At 65.0% G+C, this 19,910-nt stretch carries 11 protein-coding genes; 1 reads left to right on the top strand and 10 read right to left on the bottom strand.

Annotated features, from left to right (window positions below; all coding sequences use genetic code 11):
* Window positions 1-9 precede the first annotated feature (9 nt).
* The 10 genes from AC0J5Z_RS20110 to AC0J5Z_RS20065 all read right to left on the bottom strand — a co-directional run bounded on the left by AC0J5Z_RS20110 (window position 10) and on the right by AC0J5Z_RS20065 (window position 19,395).
* On the bottom strand, window positions 10-840 hold the full coding sequence (locus AC0J5Z_RS20110; protein WP_475035874.1) for a DNA-formamidopyrimidine glycosylase family protein: 831 nt from the start codon (window positions 838-840) through the stop codon (window positions 10-12).
* Entirely contained in the window at window positions 833-5,779 is a 4,947-nt protein-coding gene (locus AC0J5Z_RS20105) for an ATP-dependent helicase (RefSeq protein WP_475035872.1), read from the bottom strand. Before AC0J5Z_RS20105 ends, AC0J5Z_RS20110 begins: the two co-directional genes overlap by 8 nt.
* Before the next feature lie 55 nt (window positions 5,780-5,834).
* Complete coding sequence (locus AC0J5Z_RS20100) at window positions 5,835-6,476, bottom strand: DUF4232 domain-containing protein (protein WP_475039809.1); 642 nt, start codon at window positions 6,474-6,476, stop codon at window positions 5,835-5,837.
* Window positions 6,477-6,579: 103 nt separating this feature from the next.
* Window positions 6,580-7,314: a YcnI family copper-binding membrane protein gene (locus AC0J5Z_RS20095; RefSeq protein ID WP_475035870.1), complete on the bottom strand. Its 735-nt coding sequence runs from the start codon at window positions 7,312-7,314 to the stop codon at window positions 6,580-6,582.
* A gap of 122 nt (window positions 7,315-7,436) precedes the next feature.
* Window positions 7,437-8,057: a hypothetical protein gene (locus tag AC0J5Z_RS20090; protein ID WP_475035868.1), complete on the bottom strand. Its 621-nt coding sequence runs from the start codon at window positions 8,055-8,057 to the stop codon at window positions 7,437-7,439.
* 148 nt (window positions 8,058-8,205) lie between these two features.
* Window positions 8,206-8,754: an SRPBCC family protein gene (locus tag AC0J5Z_RS20085; RefSeq protein WP_475035866.1), complete on the bottom strand. Its 549-nt coding sequence runs from the start codon at window positions 8,752-8,754 to the stop codon at window positions 8,206-8,208.
* 36 nt (window positions 8,755-8,790) lie between these two features.
* Entirely contained in the window at window positions 8,791-10,773 is a 1,983-nt protein-coding gene (locus AC0J5Z_RS20080; protein ID WP_475035864.1) for a serine/threonine-protein kinase, read from the bottom strand.
* Window positions 10,774-10,825: 52 nt separating this feature from the next.
* The gene (locus tag AC0J5Z_RS20075; protein ID WP_475035862.1) at window positions 10,826-15,136 is read right to left on the bottom strand and encodes an FtsK/SpoIIIE domain-containing protein; all 4,311 of its coding nucleotides are present in this window, start codon (window positions 15,134-15,136) and stop codon (window positions 10,826-10,828) included.
* Window positions 15,137-15,193: 57 nt separating this feature from the next.
* Window positions 15,194-16,537 carry a type 1 periplasmic-binding domain-containing protein gene (locus tag AC0J5Z_RS20070; RefSeq protein ID WP_475035860.1) on the bottom strand — a complete coding sequence of 448 codons (1,344 nt, stop codon included), beginning with the start codon at window positions 16,535-16,537 and terminating at the stop codon, window positions 15,194-15,196.
* Entirely contained in the window at window positions 16,534-19,395 is a 2,862-nt protein-coding gene (locus tag AC0J5Z_RS20065; protein WP_475035858.1) for a hypothetical protein, read from the bottom strand. Before AC0J5Z_RS20065 ends, AC0J5Z_RS20070 begins: the two co-directional genes overlap by 4 nt.
* Window positions 19,396-19,623: 228 nt before the next feature.
* Here AC0J5Z_RS20065 and AC0J5Z_RS20060 point away from each other — a divergent pair, with 228 nt between their 5' ends.
* Window positions 19,624-19,905 carry a pyrophosphorylase gene (locus tag AC0J5Z_RS20060; RefSeq protein ID WP_089593717.1) on the top strand — a complete coding sequence of 94 codons (282 nt, stop codon included), beginning with the start codon at window positions 19,624-19,626 and terminating at the stop codon, window positions 19,903-19,905.
* The last annotated feature ends 5 nt before the right edge of the window (window positions 19,906-19,910 follow it).

Raw genomic sequence — 19,910 nt, 5'->3', positions numbered from 1 at the left:
TCCGTCTGCCTACGGAGCCGGTTGGCAGCGCGGACAGAAGTAGATGTCCCGTTCTTCAGTGCCGTCCGGTCCTGCAAGGAGGCCGCGGCGGACAGCAGTGCCGCAGCGCCTGCAGGGTTGGCGTTCCCGGCCGTACACCCAATACCCGGGACGCATGGCGCGCGGCCCGAGGGTGGTCCTCCGCCCGGGACCCAGATTTTCGCCGAGGAGGCGTTTGGCGTCATTGACTGTCTTGGCGAGGTCAGGAACTTCGCCAACAGGCAGGGCAGGGTGAATGCCGGACAAGAAGCACGACTCGCATCGGTAGATATTGCCAATGCCCGCAAGCTTCCGCTGGTCCAGCAACGCGAATCCCACGGTGGCGTCCGGTTCGGCACGAAGCCTGCGCAGCGCTTCTTCCTCGTCCCAGTCGGGGCCGAGCAGGTCCGGCCCGAGGTGTCCGACGATCTTGTCTTCCTCAGCGGTGGGCACCACTTCCAGGATGCCCAGCGAGAACCCGGCGGCGTCAACGGAGTCCGTGCGGAGCACGCACCGGGCAGTGTGGCCGGGTTTAGTCCAGCGACCACCCGGTGGGTAGATCATCCAGTTCCCTTCCATTTTGAGATGGGAGTGGATGGTCAGTGCCCGGGGTTTCCTGCTGGCGCCGGGTTCCTCGTCAGCAGGTCCAGTCAGGCGCATGAGCAGGTGCTTTCCCCTGGGAACAACCTCGGCCATGGTCCAGCCCGCCAGGTTCAGGGTAGCGAAGCGGGGAACACGGAAGTCTGAGGCCGTGATGATCGTCCCAGCCAACGCCTCGTTCAGCCGCGACGCAGCCCGCCATATGGAATCGCCTTCAGGCACGGATACGGAGTCCCTTCGGAGTGGAATATGCCCCTGCGGCCGCCAGGGCAACGGCGATGGGAGTTTCCAAGAGATCGTGGCCGTTGACTTTCTCCATAAACAGTTTGTCCACGGCGCCGCGGCGCACCACATCCACCAGCGCCTGGGCGGCGACTGTCAGCACGGCGTCGTCCTGGCTGAAGGTGAGCAGCGTCTTGCCGCCGCGTTCCACGTAAAGGACCAACGCGCCGTCGACCATCACCACCAGCGCGCCGGCTTTGCGCCCCGGGCGGTGCCCGGAACCGGCGTCGACAGAAAGCGCAGGCCACGGAAGGGCAGCGCCGTAGGGGTTGGCGGGGTCTGTCGCGGCGAGGGCGAGCGCGGATGGCTCAGCTTTGGAGATGCGTGCATCCTCGGTGAAAGACCGTAGACGGTCCACCGTGGCAGGGACGGCGAACTGGGCTGCCCCCAAATGCTCGATGAAGTAGCCGCGGCGGCAACGGCCGGCTTCCTCCAAGCGGGCCAGCACTTTATACATGAGCCCGAAGCCACCGATGATGTTCTCCGCCATGACCGAACCACGCGTCACCACGCCGTAGCGGTCCAACAAAAGCTCGGCCGTGCCGCGGGCGTGGATGGTGGGGTCCAGTTCCGGGGCGGGAAGCGCTGACCAGCGGCCCACTGCCGACGGCGGTGCAGGTGCAACGCCACCTGTCGCCGAGCCGTAGCGACCCCCCGTTAGCCCCGGCGAGCCCAGTAGGCCCGTTCCATGGGAACGGCCCAGCCTGCTCATGCGCGGTGCCCGGGCCCTCGGCGCTTTGGCTACTTGCCGGTGCGCGGTTTTCCCGCCGGCGATCATTGCCCTCACGGGAGCGAAAGTATCGCCTGTTACACGGCCGGCCCAGACGAGGTCCCAGAGGGCAGACACCACGGCGTCGTCACTGAGGACCGCATCCATGCCACCAGCTACATCCGTCAGTTGCCGGAAGAAGTAACCACCGCCCGCACTGAAATGTTCCAGAAGCCGCTGCTGGGCATCACCGGGTTCGAACTCGGGGTCCGGGTTGAGCGTCAGCTCAGCGGAATCGGCTACATGGAGGCTGATCCAGCCGTCATTTCCGGGCAGGGAGCCTGCGCCGGACCAAAGGAGTTCGCCGGCGGCCATGAGTTCGTCCAGCATTGCCGGTTTGTAGTCCGCCACCCTGCTCGCGAGCACCAAGGGTTCCCATGCGGATGCCGGGATGGGCACACCGGACAGTTGGTCCACGGCCGTGATGATCCCGTCCAGCCCCCTAAGCGCCTGGCTTCGGGACTTACCTGGTGAGGTCACGTTCTGCCAGGCCGGCAGGAACCGGCCGTAGGCGGCGGTGTCCACTGGCTCCACTTCGGCCCGCAGCGCAGCGAGCGAGCGACGCCGCAGTTTCCGGAGTACCTCGGCATCGCACCACTCGCTGGACGGTGGGGCGTCAATGGTCATGAGCTCTGCGTCGGGTGCGTCCGCAGGCTGCTCCGCGACGGCGTGCGGGCGGAATTCGCCTTCCACCACGCGACCGTCGCCAGCCAACCGCTTCAAGGCGGTGTTGACTACCGCGACGCCAAGCCCCAGCCTCGCCGCAGCTTCAGCGGCAGTGAAGGGGCCGTGGGTGCGCGCGTACCGGGAAACGAGGTCGCCCAAGGGATCGTGGACTGGCTCAATGAAAGCGAGCGGTACGCCCATGGGCAACGGAACACCGATTGCGTCACGCAGCCGCGCCGCGTCCTCAACTGCGGCAAAACGCTCGACGCCGCCGATGGTTACCTTGAGTGCGCGGTTGGCTTTCTGCAATGCCGTGACGTGGGAACCGGCGTCGGTGACGCTGCCGTGCGGCGCGGCCGAGGAGAGTTCCTCGAGGTGTTCCGGACCCTCCAATTCAGCCGACTCCACCCCTTGGAGCCGCTCAGCTACTTCTTCAATACTGAGCGGACCGAGCAACCGCAGCAGATCCGCGACGCCTTCCATGCCACGAACCCGTCTGTCCGGGGCAAGGCGCTGCAGCTCGTGTTCCGTTGAGTCGATAACCGCTGCGTCCAGGAGTTCGCGCAGTTCCACGCGCCCCAGGAGTTCGTTGAGGAGCGTGGAATCCAGGGCGAGGGCAGCGGCCCGACGCTCCGCCAAGGGAGAGTCGCCCTCGTAGAGGAACTGGGCCACGTACCCGAACAACAGGGATTTCGCGAAAGGGGAGGGCTGCTGCGTGGTGGTTTCCACGATCCTGAGTTCCCTGCGCTCCACGGATGCCGCAATGTCTTTCAGCGCGGGCAGATCGTAGACATCCTGCAAGCATTCCCGCACCGTTTCGAGCACGATGGGGAACGAGGGATACTTCCGGGCGACATCCAGCAACTGGGCAGACCGCTGGCGTTGCTGCCACAGCGGTTGACGCTTGGCCGGATTTTGGCGAGGGAGAAGCAAGGCACGGGCGGCGCATTCGCGGAACCGGGATGCGAACAGTGCGCTGCCACCTACCTCTGCGGTGACGATTTGTTCGAGTTCGTCCGGATCAAAGAGGAACAGCTCAGCACCGGGTGGTTCATCTTCCATCATGGGCACGCGTAGCACGATGCCGTCATCGGCCGCCATGGCCGATCCGTCCAAGCCATAGCGCTGCTGCAGGCGTTGCCCAACTGCAAGTGCCCACGGGGCATGAACGGGCATGCCGAATGGGCTGTGGAGGACTACTCGCCAGTCGCCGAGTTCGTCATGGAAGCGCTCCACCACCAGCGTTCGATCACTGGGGACGATCTCGGTGGCTTCCTTTTGCTCCCTGAGGTATTGGATCAGGTTGCTGGCGGCGAAGGCATCCAATCCGCTGGCCTGGCAGCGCTCCATGGCAGGGGTTTCGTCTGCGGCCGAGAGTTCCCGGATGAAGGCACCCAGCGCGCGGCCCAGATCTACGGGCCTGCCAAGGGAATCGCCCTTCCAGAAGGGAAGCTTGCCGGGTTGGCCAAAGGCGGGGGAGACCAGCACGCGATCGTGGGTGATGTCCTCGATCTTCCAACTGGTGGCACCGAGCGCGAAGACATCACCCACCCGGGATTCGTAGACCATCTCTTCGTCGAGCTCGCCTACGCGGCGTCCTCCCTTGGCAGCACGGACGGAAGCGGTGGGCTCGGCTCCGTCCGCAGTTCCCGGGGAGGATGAGCCTTCAACTTCCGTACCGATGATGTACACGCCGAACAGCCCACGGTCAGGGATGGTACCGCCCGACGTGACAGCAAGGCGCTGCGCTCCCGGCCTGCCCTCGATGGTCCCGGCGTGCCGGTCCCAGATAATGCGAGGCCTGAGTTCGGCGAATTCATCCGAAGGATACCTGCCGGCCAGGAGGTCCAGCGTGGCTTCAAATGCGGAGCGCGGCAAGCTCGCGAACGGCGCTGATCGCCGTACAGTACTGAACCAGTCCTCGACGTCGATGCTGCCCAACGCGGTGGCTGCGACAGTTTGCTGGGCCAGGATATCGAGCGGGTTGGCAGGAACGCTCAAACGTTCGATCTGCCCGCTGAGCATGCGTTCCACTGTGACACTGGTGTGAAGCAGATCCGCCCGGTGCTTGGGGAAGAGCACGCCCTCGGATATCTCACCCACTTGGTGTCCGGCACGCCCGACGCGCTGCAGCCCACTGGCCACAGACGGTGGCGACTCCACTTGGACTACCAGGTCCACCGCACCCATATCGATGCCAAGTTCCAGCGATGACGTGGCAACAACGCAGCGGAGCCTGCCGGACTTGAGATCGTCCTCGATCATGGCGCGCTGGTCCTTGGACACCGATCCGTGGTGGGCTCGGGCCAAGACAGGATCGGCACCGGTAGTGCTTCCGGCCTGCGCCATCATGTGCGCTGGAGTGGCCGTGGAGGCCGGCACTCCGGGGTTGGCCTTGGCGGCCGCCTCAGGAGCTGCCCACTCGCTGCCGCCCACCGCCATCAACTGGCGTTCGGCGTAGATCTCGTTGAGTCGGGCTGTCAGGCGCTCCGCCAAGCGACGGGAATTAGCGAAGACTATGGTGGACTGCTTGGACAGGACCAGATCCACGATCTGCTCCTCCACATGCGGCCAGATGGAAGCCTGAGGCTGCAGACCCGAGGCTGGCCCGGAGTCGAACGCTCCGGCAGCACCCTGCAAATCCGACATGTCCTCCACGGGGACAGTGACGGTGAGGTTCCAGTTCTTCTTGGATGGCGGAGCGACAATTTCCACCGGAGCTTGCCCTGCCAGGAACTGGGCCACCAACTCGCGGGGCTGGACTGTGGCGGAGAGCCCGATGCGCTGGGCTGGCTTCGGAAGCAGGGCATCCAGGCGCTCCAAGGAAACGGCCAGGTGCGCGCCGCGCTTGGTGCCGGCTACGGCATGCACTTCGTCGATGATGATCGTGTCCACTTCGCTGAGCGTTTCCCGGGCACGGGACGTCAGCATAAGGAACAAGGATTCCGGGGTGGTGATGAGGATATCCGGCGGGTTGGTCAACAGCGTACGGCGATCTGCCGCCGTCGTATCTCCTGAACGCACGCCGACTGTCACCAGTGGTGCGGGGAGTCCCAAACGTTTGGCAGTTTGGGTGATGCCGATCAGGGGTGAACGGAGGTTTCGCTCCACATCCACACCCAGCGCCTTCAGCGGCGAGATATAGAGGACGCGTGTCTTGGTTTTGGGGCGCTTTGCCCGACCTTTGCCATTGGCCGGGATGGTCTCAAGCCCAGGCAGCGTGTCAGCGGGCGTGGAGTGCAGGCGATCGAGGGCCCAAAGAAAAGCAGCGAGGGTTTTACCGGAACCTGTGGGAGCCACGACGAGGGCATGAGAGCCCGAGGAGATCGCGTTCCACGCGCCATCCTGCGCGGGTGTGGGCTCGGAAAAAGCGCCGAGGAACCATTCCCTGGTTGCCTGGCTGAAACGACTGATGGCGCCATCCGACGCCTGCGGCTCCTGCATTCCTCCATCATGCCCCACGGCTCCGACAGAATAAGCCGGCGCCGTGGGAAAGGGGTCAGACTGCCTGGAACGCCGTGATGGTCAGGAGCTTGATGCCGGCGTTGCTGCACGCGTCGTGTGGTTCCGGGATGAACAGCGACGCCGTGTCGTTCGGCGGGTAGATCCGGAAACCGGCGGCGGGGACCTTGGTGCAGTCGCCGTAGTTACCAGCTTGCGTGTACCGGATCTCCGCCCATGCCGACTTCCCCGGAGCCAGTTCGATCTTGGTCACCGGAGTTGTGGTTTCGCGGGTTGCCGGCTCGCCGATCGGTTCCCCATTGGCGTCGGCAGTCAGGGAGACGCCGGCGAAGCCTTCCAAGACGCAGGGAGCGGTGCCGGAGTTGGTCACGATCAACTTCTCGTAAATGCTGCCAGCCGCACCGCCGCCGGTCGCGTCGGTTGCAGCAGTGAGGGTCGCCGACTTGCACAGCGCGGGTGCTGCGGGTGCCACGGACGTAGCTGTCGCTGAGGGTGACGGCGTCGTCGTGGCCGTGGCAGAAGGCGAGCTTGACGTCGCCGAGGCCGTCGGCGTCGAGGAGGTTGGTGGGGCACTGCTTGTTCCCGACGGGCTGGGGCTTGGCCCACAAGCAGCAAGAAGCAGCAGCGCAGCGGCCGCCGTAGTCGTCACAAGACCTGTTTTGATGCGCTGAGTCCACATGGGCACCAGCCTTGCTCCGGCCGTGATGTGAGTCAATTCAGCCACGGCTGGAAGAGCGGATTGGCGCCCGGATCGTGATCTTCCGGGCGCCAATCCCAGGTGGCTACTTGGTGTCGGCCTTGGCCACGGCCGGCTTGGCGGAGCGGCTGCGGAAGAGGGCAGCGCCGCCCAGGCCCAAGCCAGCGATGCCTGCGATCAGGCCGGCCCAGCTGCGCGCCTGCGAGCCGTCGTCGGATACTGCGGACGCCTGCTCGGTGGAGACGGCGTCTGCAGAGTGGTGCTCGCCCGCCGCGTCGGCGGGAGTGATGGTGACCGACGGTGCCGGAGCCTTGAGCTCGTCTGGGTCCTGGCCTTCCTTAGCGATCTCGGACCAGTCAGTCTGGCCCTGTTCGCAGGTCTGCAGCGTGGGGAAGTAGATGGTCTTGCCCGCCGTGTCCGGCAGCTTGACCGACAAAACCAAGGCGTCACGCAGGTGCGGATCCAGTGGTGCCTTGGCCGTGTACACGATCTGGCTTGTGCGCTTGGTGATGGAAGTGCCGTCATCCAGCTTCTTGGGCTCGGCAAGGTTCTCCGTGACCTTCTCAACGGTCCAGTTCGGGTTCACCGTCGGCTGGGCGTCGTTCAGTTCCTCGGGCAGGGAGATGGCCACTTTGGTGGTGCCGGAGGTGTCGCAGCCGTGGGGGATGCCGAACGTCACCAGCGCGTACGAGTTGGCGGCGGTCTTGTTCGGATCAGCCGAAACGTGCGCGGATGCTCCAGCCAGGCCGGCCATCATCAGGGCAGCGGTTCCACCGGCGACGGCGGTAGCGGAAAGGGTGCGGCGAATCGAGGATTTCATGGGAAGTGCCTTTCGGAGGCGCCGGCTTATGCGGCGCGGGTACGGGTTTGGGGCCCGTCACCAAGCAAAGGCTCTGCTGTTGCGGCGCGCGATGTGTTGCGCGCAGAAGGTGCCGGGCGGAACTAGGAAAGTACGACGACGGCGGGCGGGCCGCGGCGGCTGTCTTGCCTAAGATTCCGCCAAGGGCGGGGGATGAAGACGTCGGGTGCGCCGACTTCGACAGGCGAGGCACCGGCGTCGGGCCTGAACACCAAAGTGGGCAGGGCGAGCAGCGGCCGCAACCATGCGGCGAGTTGCCACAGGGCGTCCTCACCCCTGGCCAGGAGGACGGCAGAAGCAATGGTGGCGAGGACGTGGCCCACAAACATCATGGTGCCAAAGGCTGTGCCGAGCTCATGGGTGTGCGTCGCGGCAATGTCCAGCCCGGCGCTCAAAGGTTCAGAGCCGACATGGTGGTTTGTTCCCTGCACGCTGGCCGTTATCGGGCTCAAGGCCGTGAAAGCTTCGTGAAGTGCCAACTGTCCGGCCCCTAGGAGGCCTGCCATGGTGAAGAGGTTCAGCTTGAACCTTGTCGCGAGGGTGGCCGCCAGAGCCGTCAGCGCTGCGAGTGCCAGCAGGACCGGTGTTGTGGGAAGTTCTCCACCTCCCACGATGTGCGCCCCTGCAGCCAGAAGGACCACCACAATCGAGATGGCGCCCGACCGCAAAGCATGAAAGGGTGCCCGGGACTGCGATGTGCGCACGGGTCCTCCCTCATCTCTGGCTGCTGATTGTCGGCGTCTTGATTCTATCGGGAGTTCGGTGCCGGGCAGGACGCGGATGGGTGCGTATGTGGATAGCTCCGTCGAGGAGCGGGATCTCGGCACTTTGTGCCCTTGAAAAGGCCGAGACCTAACCCCTCGAGGACCGGACGAAAGTTGGTTTCGGTGGCTCCGGCACATTTGCTGCGGCTCCGGAACGTCGACGGCGGAGCTCTAGTTTCAGGCTTTCCTCACCGCGGGCCATGGCCCAATGATGATTGGCAGAGAAGGCAGGTTTGAAAAGCCAACTCAGGCGTCGAAGCAGGGGCTTGGCCGCACCGACCCGCCAGTCGTAGGTGATGACGACCTCGGGCCCGTCGGTCTTAAAAGTCCAACGGCCGGTGCCGTTGAGGTCCCCTTCAGCGGTGAGCGCGAAGCCATCGAGGGTCACCGGTTCGGTAATGGTGAGCCGCCAACGCAAGGTGTATGGGAGCCAGCCCTTGGTATGGAGGTCGAAGCATGCCCCCACACCACCCGGGCCGCCTTGAACTACCGGCGTCACCGTGAGGTAGACGGAGGGCCACCACTGCTTGAGAGCCGCGGCGTCGCCCAGGACGTTGACTACTTCCTCGCGTGTTCCCGCCACACGCCACACTGTGACGAACGCGTAGTCGGTGCTTTTGCCTGCTCGCTTGGCCATGGTCGCCTCCGACTCCCATGGTACCGAGGGAGCCCGCTACTCGCCCGAGTTCTCACGGGACGTGATGCCGAATGGCGGGGACTGGAGCTCGGTAAAGTTACCGACGCTGGCCCGCACGGTGCACTGGGGCGTGATCTGCAGGGCTGTAACGGTGAGTCCTGAACTGTCTACTGCCAACGCACCGCCACAGCCATCGGCAAACCGCACCCCCTTCTCACCGCCGGTTACCGCGGCGAGCATCTGCGATGGTTTACCTGAGGCCGGGCTCACGTAGAGCGGATTGAGCTCATCGGCACCGCCGGCCCACACTGGGACCAGCGTGATTTTCAAGGGGCTTGGCGTGACAACACGGGCAGGCGTCCGCACCTCCACACCCTTCAGGCGTTGCACGGGGTAGGCCGTTCCCTTGACGGCAGGGTCCTGCATAGCGGCAGAGGTGGCCTCGGAACCGGACCGCAGCCATGCGTCGATGGCTTTCTGGTCCGCGGGTGCCACCGGGACCTTGGCTGTCAGCTGCACTGATCCTCCGGCGGGAATCTCGACCCCGGACAGCTTCCAGCCGCAATCAACATCAAGGCCGGTAATGGAGGCCTGGTTCCGGCTCACAGTGCCGCCATCCCACGTCACGGAGGGGCATGTTTCTCCATCAGCAAGCCCGGGGACGACCTCAAGGAATTCACCGGACAGGGGCGCCTTCTGCGCCGCGTAGGAAACCGTCAATCGGACCTGGCCGGAGGAGGGCTCGTACACGGCACTCCTGGAAATGGTCAGACCGGTGGGGAGGGCGGGGTCCTGCAGCTGCGCTGACAGCTGTTGCCCGGGAGGCGTGGGTGCTGCCTGCTGGGTGGTGGGGGACAGGAGGATGAAACCCGCCACCATTGCCACGATCAGGAAAACCGCGCCAGCGGCCAGAAGGAGCGCTTTACGTGTCCGCCAAAAGGGGGTCCCGTCCTTTTCCTCTGACCGTTCCTCCGCCTGGGTGCGGAGTTCGCGGCGCGGCATGGGGCGGGCAATGGTGGCGCTGCCTGCCTGCCCAAGGTCTGGAGCTTCGTCATCGAGGCTGTCAGGCGCGGCGGCTGCAAACGCAGTGAGTTCGTCCTCGGTAAAGGCGCCGCGGACAACGGTGGCGGGGCGTTCGACGTCGTCGAAGTCCTCCGGGGCTTCCCCGCGCGGAAGTGGTGGGCTGTCGACAAGGTGGGGTGCCAGGCGCCGCAGCGTCGACGCGGCCTCGCGAGCTGTTGGGCGTTGGGCCGGATCCTTCGACAACAGTTGGTCGAGGACGTCCCAGAGTGCGTCGTCTACGGGAATCCGCGGCGGACGCGAAGAAACATGCCGGTACGCAACGCTGAAATCTGTTCCCGGACCCGCGAACGGTGTGCGGCCCGCCAACAGTTCGTAGAGCAGGACACCCGCTGAATACACATCGCCCTGGGGGCCGGACCGGCCTTGGCTGATGAGCTCGGGAGGCATGTACTGGGGAGTCCCGATGAGACCGGTGGTCTGGCGGATTTTCTCGCCCACAACGTCGGAGATGCCGAAGTCGGAGACGCGGATGTCTCCGGGACCGCACTCCGGCCAAGGGCGGGCGAGGAGTACGTTGTCAGGCTTGATGTCGCGGTGCGTCACTCCCCGCGAGTGGGCAAAGGCCAGGGCGTCGAATACTTCCGTGGCGACGTTGAGCGCATCTTCGGGCCGCAATGGACCGGAATCGTTTACTGCGTCACGCAGCGAGCCGCCCACGATGTAGTCCATGACGATGGCCAGCCGTGCACCCTCCACCACCATGTCGCGCACCGTGACAATGTGGGAGTCCTGCAGCCCCAGCAGCACGGACCGCTCGCGGACGAACCGCTCCACCAAGGAAGGATCGTCAGCATGCTCCGGGCGCAGCACCTTGGCCGCCAACGTCCTGCCGTCCGTCGAGGTGACGGTCCAGACCTCGCCAACAGCACCCGAGCCCACCCGCTCGCCGAAGCGATAGGACGCGCCCAACGCCTGACCCGTTTGTGCCAATTGCATGTCCGTACTCTCCAAAGCTATCGATCTGATTCCCAGGCCGTCCCGCGGACCCCTATGACGCGTCTATCGTCGGCTTGGCTCCGGGGCTTATGGACTGGATGAGCGACACTTGCCCGCCCACACCGAGGTATCCGCGTCCGGCGGTCAGCGTTACGGGTGCCTTCCGCGGAAGGGTGGCACCCAGCAGTTCGCCGTCGTAGTTGACGTCGGGCTGTAGCAACACGCCCAGGCGGGACTTTCGGATTGACTTGGTCCAGTGGCTGTACAGTCCACGGAGGTCAGTGGCCCGCCCGGAGGCAATGATGCAGAGACCCGGCGGCCCGGAGGCGACGATCCCCGCGATGGACTGATCGGTATCCTCGAAGCGTTCGGCGTCATCGATCAACAGGAACACCGGGCCCCGCTCGATCCGCAGCGAGGCCAACAACGCAGGCACCTCGTCCACGCCCACGGCTACCCGGTCCAAATCAGCAGTGGCCAGCGGCGAGCGGCGGTCGCAGATGCCCCAGACCTGGGCCGGCCCGCGGGAAGTGGCTACGCCACGAACGGCCTCGGCCAAGGCCAGCAGCAAGGTGGACTTACCGGAACGGGCCGGCCCGGCAACCAAGGCATGTTCGCCCTCATAGATTTCCAGGAAGGCCGGTGAGAGGTCCGTTTCGCGGATCCCCACGGGGATGTGCCAGGGCTCGGTCTCCAGTTGCGGCTTTACGCCCAGATCCGCCATGGCGACGTTAGTGGGGAGGCTCCTGATCGCGGTGGTCTTCGCGGGTGCATCTGTCCAGGCTTGGCGGACACGATCCACAGCAGCCTCCATCCCGATGCCGGGAGTCGCAACGTGCATCTGCAGGGAGGTCCGCGGATCTACGCAGCGCCCGGGGAGCGCCGCAGGGACATGTTTTGCCCGAACGCCGAGCGAGGAGTAGTCGTAGTTATCGGCGAGCCGGAAGAGCCACTTCTGCAGCGTTACTTCATTCATCACAGAAGGAACTGCTTTGGCGCGGGTGGTGGTCACGGCGAAGGAGAGCCCCAGCGCCGGCCCGTCAGCATATGCCCGGTACAGCAGGCCCAAGAGTTGCTGCCCTTCGAAGTCCTGGAATTCGTCACGCAGGGATGCCAGGCCGTCAAGCAGGACCACCGTGCGGCGGTGCGTTCCTGGTGCTGCACGGCGGCTCTCCAGTTCGGTATTCAGGTGCCGCAGGAAACGCGCTTGTTGCTCCTTGGCACCGGCTCCCGTTCCCACATATGCCACGGTGTGCGGCAGGCGTTTCAGCATCTCAAGGTCGCCGGAGCCCATGTCCAGAATCATCAGGTCCAGTTCGGCTGGATCTGCGTCCTTGGCCAGGGCCAACGCGATGGACGCCAACGTGGTGCTTGTGCCCGAGCCTGCCACACCCATCAGCATCAGGTTGCCCACGGACATATCCCATCCGGAAGCGGACTGGCGCTGCAGTTCAGGCTCGTCCACCAGGGTCACCAGCACGGAGTTGCCACGGACAAGGCCAACCGTTGGAAGGATCCGGGGAGACGTATTCACAGGAGCGGCTTCCGCCGCGAAACCCTCCAGGTCCACGCGCTCGCCCAAGGCCTCGGGCCAGACCTGCCGCGGCGGGGCGTAGCCGGCTTCGGCATTGGCATCGACAACGGCGTCGATGAGGAGATCAAGGTCGTTCTCGTCCATCGCCGCCGACTGCGGCAGTGACGATGCGGGGGCGGGAACACCGAACTGGCGGATGTCGCGCACATCGACGGCGGGACCGCCGTCGAGCTGCGCCTGTCCGGTCACAAGCGCCGTCTGTACAGGCGTGATGTCGTCTTGGCCCAGCTTTACAAAGGCGCGGCCCATCTGGGCCCTGCCGATGGCAGAAGCGGCGGGTACGCCGATGACGTTATTGGAGTCATCACGGCTCTGGACACGCAACGCCACCCGGAGGTTGGTGTTGGCGAGGATGTCATCGCTCACCACACCGGCCGGACGCTGCGTGGCCAGGATCATGTGGACTCCCAAGGTGCGGCCTACGGCGCCAATGCTGACGAGGGCGGTGAGCACGTCCGGGAAGTCCTTGGCCAGCATCGCGAACTCGTCCACCACCAGCAGCAACCGGGGCATCGGCTCGGCCGGGTTCGTTGCCAAATAGGCGTTCAGGTTGTCGATGCCCTCGCCTGCCTCCGCAAAAACCCGCTGGCGACGTTCCATCTCAGCTTCCAAAGCAATCAGGGCCCTGTCTGCAAGTTGCTCATCCAGGTTGGAGATGGTTCCGATGGTGTGCGGAAGGCGTTCGCAGGCCTTGAATGCGGCGCCCCCCTTGAAGTCAACCAGGATGAAGTTGAGACGGGTCGGATCATTGCGGGCAGCGAGGCCGGCCACGAGCGAGCGCAGGAACTCGGACTTTCCGGAGCCAGTGGTGCCGCCCACCAGCCCGTGCGGGCCGTCCTTTACGAGGTCCAGGGTCAGTGGCCCGTTTTCGCCGGTGCCGATGGGAGTGGAGACACCGGTGGGAGCCTGCCACATGCGGCGAATCGTGGCCGGGTCTGGGCGTTCGTAGCCCAGAAGCGCAGGCAGCCGCACCAGTGAGGGCAGGGAGGCTCCGGGCACGCTGAGCTCCGGATCGTCGAAATGCGCCAGACGCGTGGCACAGCGCAGGGCTTCTTCCTGGTCGAGGCCTGCCAGGATGACGTCCTCCACCCGGGTCAGGTCTTCCGGCTGTTCCACCGTGGCTGCAGCATCGGTCCCGACCCTGATGATCGTGGTGCAGGAAGCCGGCAGTTGCTCCTCGGACGTTGCGATGACGATGCCCGCTACTCGCGGCGGGCGCTGCTGCGGATTGATGTGGCCTCCCGGGACGGAGCGGCCCATGCCGAGCAGTGCCCGTGCCGGGGCGTCCCTGCCTTCCGTGAGAACGTCGGAATCGAGGACCACCATAAGGGCCGGTGTGGGCAGTTCTTCCACAGAGTCTTTAAGGGCGCGCAGCATGGCCAGGCTCGTCTCGCGGTGGGCGGACATCCAACGCTCGCCCGTGCTGCTGCCCGTTTGGCGGGTGTGGGGAAGCCATGAGGCCCATTCCCACTCATCGGCCCGGCCGGCGTCGCAGAAAACACCGACTGTCAGATCCGCAGGACCCACATGCACGGCGGCCTGGGCTAGAAGGGACCGCGCCAGCGCCAAAGCCCCATCCCGGGAGCCAACGATGCCCACCACGCCCGCATCGGTCAGGTCCACCAGCACTGGTGCAGCAAGGAGGCGGGCTGCCGCGAGGGATTCCTTGACTTTCCCGTCAGGCCGCGATCCAGCCGCCCGGTCCACCTCGGGCTTCCACGGGACGTCACCGGTGCCGGCGTGCAGGGCCAGGAAGTCGTCCGAATCGGCACGGCGCTGCCACAGTGAAGTAGCAGGGATAGCCGGACGACGGATAGCCGTAGCGGGATCGGGTACCATCCGGTGCCTGCGGGCGGTTTCCACCTCGGCGGCTGCACGGACCTGCTGCTCGAACTCCTTGAGCGCTCCATCGAAGCGCTCTGCCTCTTCCTTGAGGCCGCGGGCATGGCGGCGCTTCTGCTCGAACCACATGCCCACCGCCATCACCGGACTGAGCATGGCGAACATGGCGAAGCGCATGTCCCTGAGGATCATCACCATCGCAACCGCCATGACCAGCGGGGCCAACACCGTGATGTAACTGAACTTGTTGGCGGGCGGTACGTCTTTGCGGCTCGGCGGGACCAGAGGGTCGCCGGCCGGGGCCCGGCCGGGGCGCGGAGGCCTGTTGAAGGGAGCCGTCGCTGCCGGTGTGAGGTTATTCAAGCTGCCGGGCGGCGGGGCGGGTGTCTCATCCAGGGTCGGACGCAGGAGAAGCACCGTTCCGCCTGCAGTGATCGTGGCCGTTTGCGTGACGAGGATTCCCTCCTCGCCCACCACTTCGCCGTTGACAAGGGTGCCGTTGGTTGAACCGCCATCCAGAACCCGCAGTCCGTCTTCCTCGCGGCGAATGCGGCAGTGATCCCACGATGCACTTTCGGTGGGAAGGCTGAGATCGGCATGGGGCGACCTGCCGATAAGCATGTCGCGGCCTTGGGGAACGTCCACCACACCACCGGTACGCTGACCGCCTGCCAGCGTCAGGCTCCAATCCCGGACACGGTGCGGCACCGGCCACGGCGCGCGTGAGATGCGGCTGCCTTCCAGCAGAATCAACTCGGACAGCGGCGTGGCACCACAGACCTCTGTTTCATTGACGAACAACGGCTCCTCAGGCGCAAGCCGGGGGCCGCCTGCCGCCTCCACTAAGTCGGACAACGTGGTGGCGGGCGCAGCGTGGGCCACCTCGCACTCGAAACGACGATCGTCCAGGTCGATCAGCACACGCACCGGGCGCTCCTCCTGTAGTGGAACTGTTCCCCTCAGGTGTGGGGACAGAAAGGGTGGTTAAGGGCTGGCTGGTGCCGGTACCCAGACGAGCCGTGGGGCGTTCTCATCCGCCGGACGAAGGCCGAGGTCCTGAGGGGAAGCGTAGACCGGAGTTGCCTCGGCAGTCAGCGCCTGGTTTTGCGTGAAGTCCAGCGCCGGTCCGGCGATGCCTTCCCCTGGGCCGAACGACATGGTCCGCAGCGTCGCCCCCACCTTCGACGGATCGCCGCTCCCCGCCAGAGCACCTGCGCGCACCAACGCCACCACGGCATCATGGCTGCGCGCGTCCGCGGCCCAGGCATCTGCCGAGAACGGGGTGTCGTCGGTAAGGTTCTTGATCTCCGGATTCCCGCCAGCCAATCTTATGCCGGAGAGGAAAGCGGACATGCCCCGCCCTTGCGCGTCTTGCTGAAGTGCGATTGCATCGCCCGTGGCCGGGGCGACGCTGACCAGTTGTCCTGAAGCGGTGCCGTCCAGCTCCGAAAGCGAGGAGGCGAACGCGGGGGTGGTGGCGCCGTCGGGAAGTATCAGCGGTACTGACACATCGCGTGACTGGAGGGCCTGGACAAGCCGTGCCAGGCGCTGCGGCGTTGCCGCCGACACCACAACAGCGTCCGCGGGGTTGGCAGTCCGTGTGCCTTCAGCCTCCGCCGGCGCATCCTTGGACGGCGGGCGGAGCTGGTCGCCTGTACGGATGGCTGCTTCCTGGGCAAGGTCAGCCACCTCGGAGAAACCATCGAGAGCCAGCGTGTCAGAGATCGTGACGGACGCGGGGACCTGACCGCCGTCGTTAACCAACAGCACCCGGGTCTTGCCGTTCAGTGCGGTCTGAAGTGCGGCCTCCACAGATGCTCCCGTTGGACCTGTGGTCCAGGTGGCTTCCCCGGGTTCAGACGCCTCGGCGTACGGCAGGATGACCGGAAGGGCCAGCTCCTCAGCTGCCTTCGCTGCTGCACGGGCTTGCGGCCCTGTACTTGCCACGACAACGCCGGACACGCCCTGCTCCGCAAGAGCGACGACGGCGGCACGGGCGCCGTCCTCCGTGCCCCGGTCGTTTTGGGTCGGGAGGGCGACTGTCGCCCCGCTTTGGGCGAAGCGCTGGGCGGCGACAATCGCGCCCTGTGCTGCGCGGTTGTACTCGGAGCCTGGTTCGCCGGACTGGCCGAACGTCATGACGACGCCGATCGAAAAGTCTGCCGGCAGGCCGTCAGCCTTCAGGGCGACAGGGACTGTTGCGGCTACCGGATCCGGACGGGGGGCTTCGGTGGGGCGGTTCAGCGTCATGGCCAGGACTACCGCAGCAGCAACGACGACGGCGACTCCCGCAGCGATCAGGGTGAAGAGACGGGTGCGGGGGTTCATGCGGTGCCGCCGATCTTCAGTGTGTACAGGGTCTGCGACGTGGCGCCGGCCGGCACCTCAAGCTGGAACGGTGGCAGTTCATCCACGGCCGTGAGCGAGGCCTTGAATTGTGCCTGGCGCAGCAGGAGTCCTGCCACGTCCCGGGAGCGGATGTTGGCGTAGCCTTCAGCATTCTGGGAGGCCAACGCAAGCTGGAAGTCCGCAGTGTCTGCTTTGGCTGCGCTGGTGGCCATGGAGCCGAGCAGGCCCGAGCCGTTTACGGAGCGGTCACCAAGATCCAGCATCACTTTGTTAAGGCTGGAGGCGAGAAGGGCGCTGGCACCTTCAACGTCGCGGGTGGAACCTGACGTGCTGGAGGCGATGTTGTCCAAGGACGCCTGGGTGCTCTTGGACACTGCAGCTGTGAGGTCGCCGCTCTGCCCCAGGAGCTCGTCCCGCTGTTTGTTGACCGTTCCCTCGGCGTCTTTCACGACGTCGTCCGACGTTGACTTCAGTCCGGAAATGGAGCGGTTGAACGCCGTGGTGACGGCCTCGGAGCTGGCGTCGCCGATTTCGGCAACCTGCCGCACTTGTTCGCCTACGGTCTTGTAGACCTCGGCAGCGGTTTCGGCGGAAACGTCCCGGAGGGATTCCTTGATCTTTTCGCCCAGTCCGTCTTGCTGCTCTTTCAATTTCGCGAGTGCCGTAGTTACCGTGCCGGAGGAGTCGATCGCGTCAGCGAGGGCAGCATCCAGCGCTTCCAGTCCCCGTTTGGTGCCATTGACGTTTCCTGTTGCGGCGCCGTCGAGCGTCTTGACTGCTGTCTTGATCGCTTCCAGTTTGGTGTCGGCGTCGTCGAATGTCGTCTCCAGGGCAGTGAAAGCCTGACCGATCGACTGGTCGGCAGCAGTGGTGTCGGTGGCTGCAAGAACTTCGTCCCAGACAGCTGACTGGCCTTCCAACCTGGCATCAAGGGGTTCCTTGAAGCCCGGGGGCGGCGTCAGCTGGGGTGAAGGGTTGCCCTCATCATCCGTCGGCTCGCAGGGAACTGCGGTCAGGTAGGAGCGCAGCCGCTCAACGTCTTTGGCGGACAGTTTGCCCTTGCCGGGGATGAGGCCGTCGTCCGACAGCTTGCACAGCTCGTCAGCCAGCTTTTGGTTCTGCTGCATCATGGAGCCGCTCAGCCATGATCCTTGGCCCAGTTCGCTCTTGGCTGCCTTGGCATTTGTCGCGATGGCAAGCAGTTTCTGCCGAAGGGCGTCAACACTGTTTTGCGCTGCGGTGGCTGCTTTGCGGGTTGCGGCTGCGGAGTCGGCGGCGGACTTGATGGCCGTGTCCAGTGCTGCGAGTGCCTTGGTGTAATCCTCGGAAGTTCCGGAGCCGTCAAGCATGGCACCGAGGTCGGTGCGCACTTTTTCAAGTGCGACGGCGGAAGTCGCCTGATCTTTGATGGCACCTTCTATCACCTGCGGCTGGAGTCCGGAGACGAGTTCATCGCCCTTCTGCACCAAGCCCAACAGCGCTCCGGTGACAGTCACAGCGGAACCGTACAGTGAACACGTCATGGAACCCTGTTCTGCGCACTCCGCGGGCGTTGGGTTTTCGGGTCCCATGGTGGCTTTGAGGGCGCTGGCAACCGTGTCCCGGCAACTTGCGCTGACTTTCGCGTAGGCATCCAGCTGTGAGGACATGGTGAGGACGCTGGAATACACGGTGGCCGCCGGCGCCGCTTTGGCCACCTCAGCGGTGCAACCGTCACCCGTGATGGGAGCGACCGGGGGCGTGGCGGAGGTGTCGCCCAGCATCGCGTCCACCGCAGAGACCGTCAGCTTCAGCTGGGACATGGTGGTGGATTGAGTAGCGTTTGTTGAGGCCTCCAGGTCAGAGCCCAGAACCTTCAGTTGCTGCTTCAGGTCCGACATCGTCGCGGCCAGGGCCTGGGAGTTGTCGCGCAGCTCGCCGGCTGTCTTGGCACCGAGGGTCTGGGACGTTGCCTGAAGGTTGCGGCGGACCTCGGTGATGGTGGATCCGGCCTTCGCCAGAACCGTGTTGACGTCCGACACCACGGAGATGGTGCGCCGCTGCAGCTCCATCTCCGAACCGGTTCCGGACGAGAACGCGCTGGCGAGCACTCCGTTGGCACTGAGGTCTGTATTGAGGCCCGGCTGGACTGCGACGTCGAATTCGGGAACCTGGAAGTCCTTCACGTCCGCGGAAAGGCGCAGCGTGGTGCTGGCGCCGGAACGCGGGGGAGCGAGGACAGTAGCCCACTGGACTACGGTGGCGCCGTCTTCGGTGCTGCTCAGGACGCCGTTGGTACCTGTGGCGCCGTCGGCTGAGCCGGGGGTAACGTCGTCCGCCCGGATGCCGGGGAGTTTCGTCGAGGCGGCGATTGTCAGCGGGGCGCCTACCAGAGCGGTGTCGGAGCGGGCCTGGCCCGCGGCATCGTACTGGATGTTCTGCGGTTTGACGGTGAGGTTCTCGAGCGTCAGGTTGATCTCCACCGGACCGGTGTGGCCTTTCAGCTCGGAGAGGTCGGAGCCCGACTTCTCTCCGGCACGGTATTGAAGGCTCACGCGCACCGGCAACTCGCCCACCACTTGGGCGGTGTCGTACTTGGTGTTTTCCGCCGAGGAGTCGCCTGCCGCGGATACCGAGATGGTGGTGCCCTCGATCGTCTGTACTCCGGCAGCCGAGGACAGACCCACGCGCACGCTCTGCAGGAGCTTGATGGGGTCCGAAACCGGCTCGGGTTCTGGTGTCTGGGTGCACGACGTCGTCGCGATCAACCCCATAGCGACCAGGATGACGCCCAGTGCGCGGCCCGGTGGGATGCGACGCCCCGGATTGTGCTCATTAAAACTAGCCTGCCTGGGCATGGATGGTCCCCTCATTCCGTTCACTGTGCCTTGAGTATCATAAGGGGTTGCGCTCCCGAATGGACTAATCCCCGCTGTCGGAGTATCGCCGTAGGTCACAGTCGGGCGGTGTTTTACCAACTTATTTGTCTATTTGTTGGATTTATTCCTTGGTGTTGGTAGTTTAGGCAGCGTCTGGTCGCCGGGGTTTTCCGGTGTTGCGATTGTTCTTATTGGGAGGAAAGTTCTATGTCGCGTGTGTTGTCTACTGAGCAAGCCAAGGCTGCTATTGGTCAGGTGCAGTCGATTATTACTGGTGGTTTCACGGATCAGATTTCGGCGTTGGATGCGCAGGGTCGTTTGTTGTCGGATCCGAATGTGTGGGATGGGCCGTTGGCTGCTGAGTTCCGTGGTTCGACGTGGCCGGAGACGAAGGCTGCGTTGGATAAGGCCAAGGAAGAGTTGGAGCAGTTGCGGGGTCAGTTGCAGAAGATTTCGCAGGATATTTTCTCTGCTGGTGGCGGGGCCTGATTCTT

Source organism: Paenarthrobacter sp. TRD_SC_7, assembly GCF_056156245.1.
This window is presented reverse-complemented; position numbering and strand designations above follow the sequence as displayed.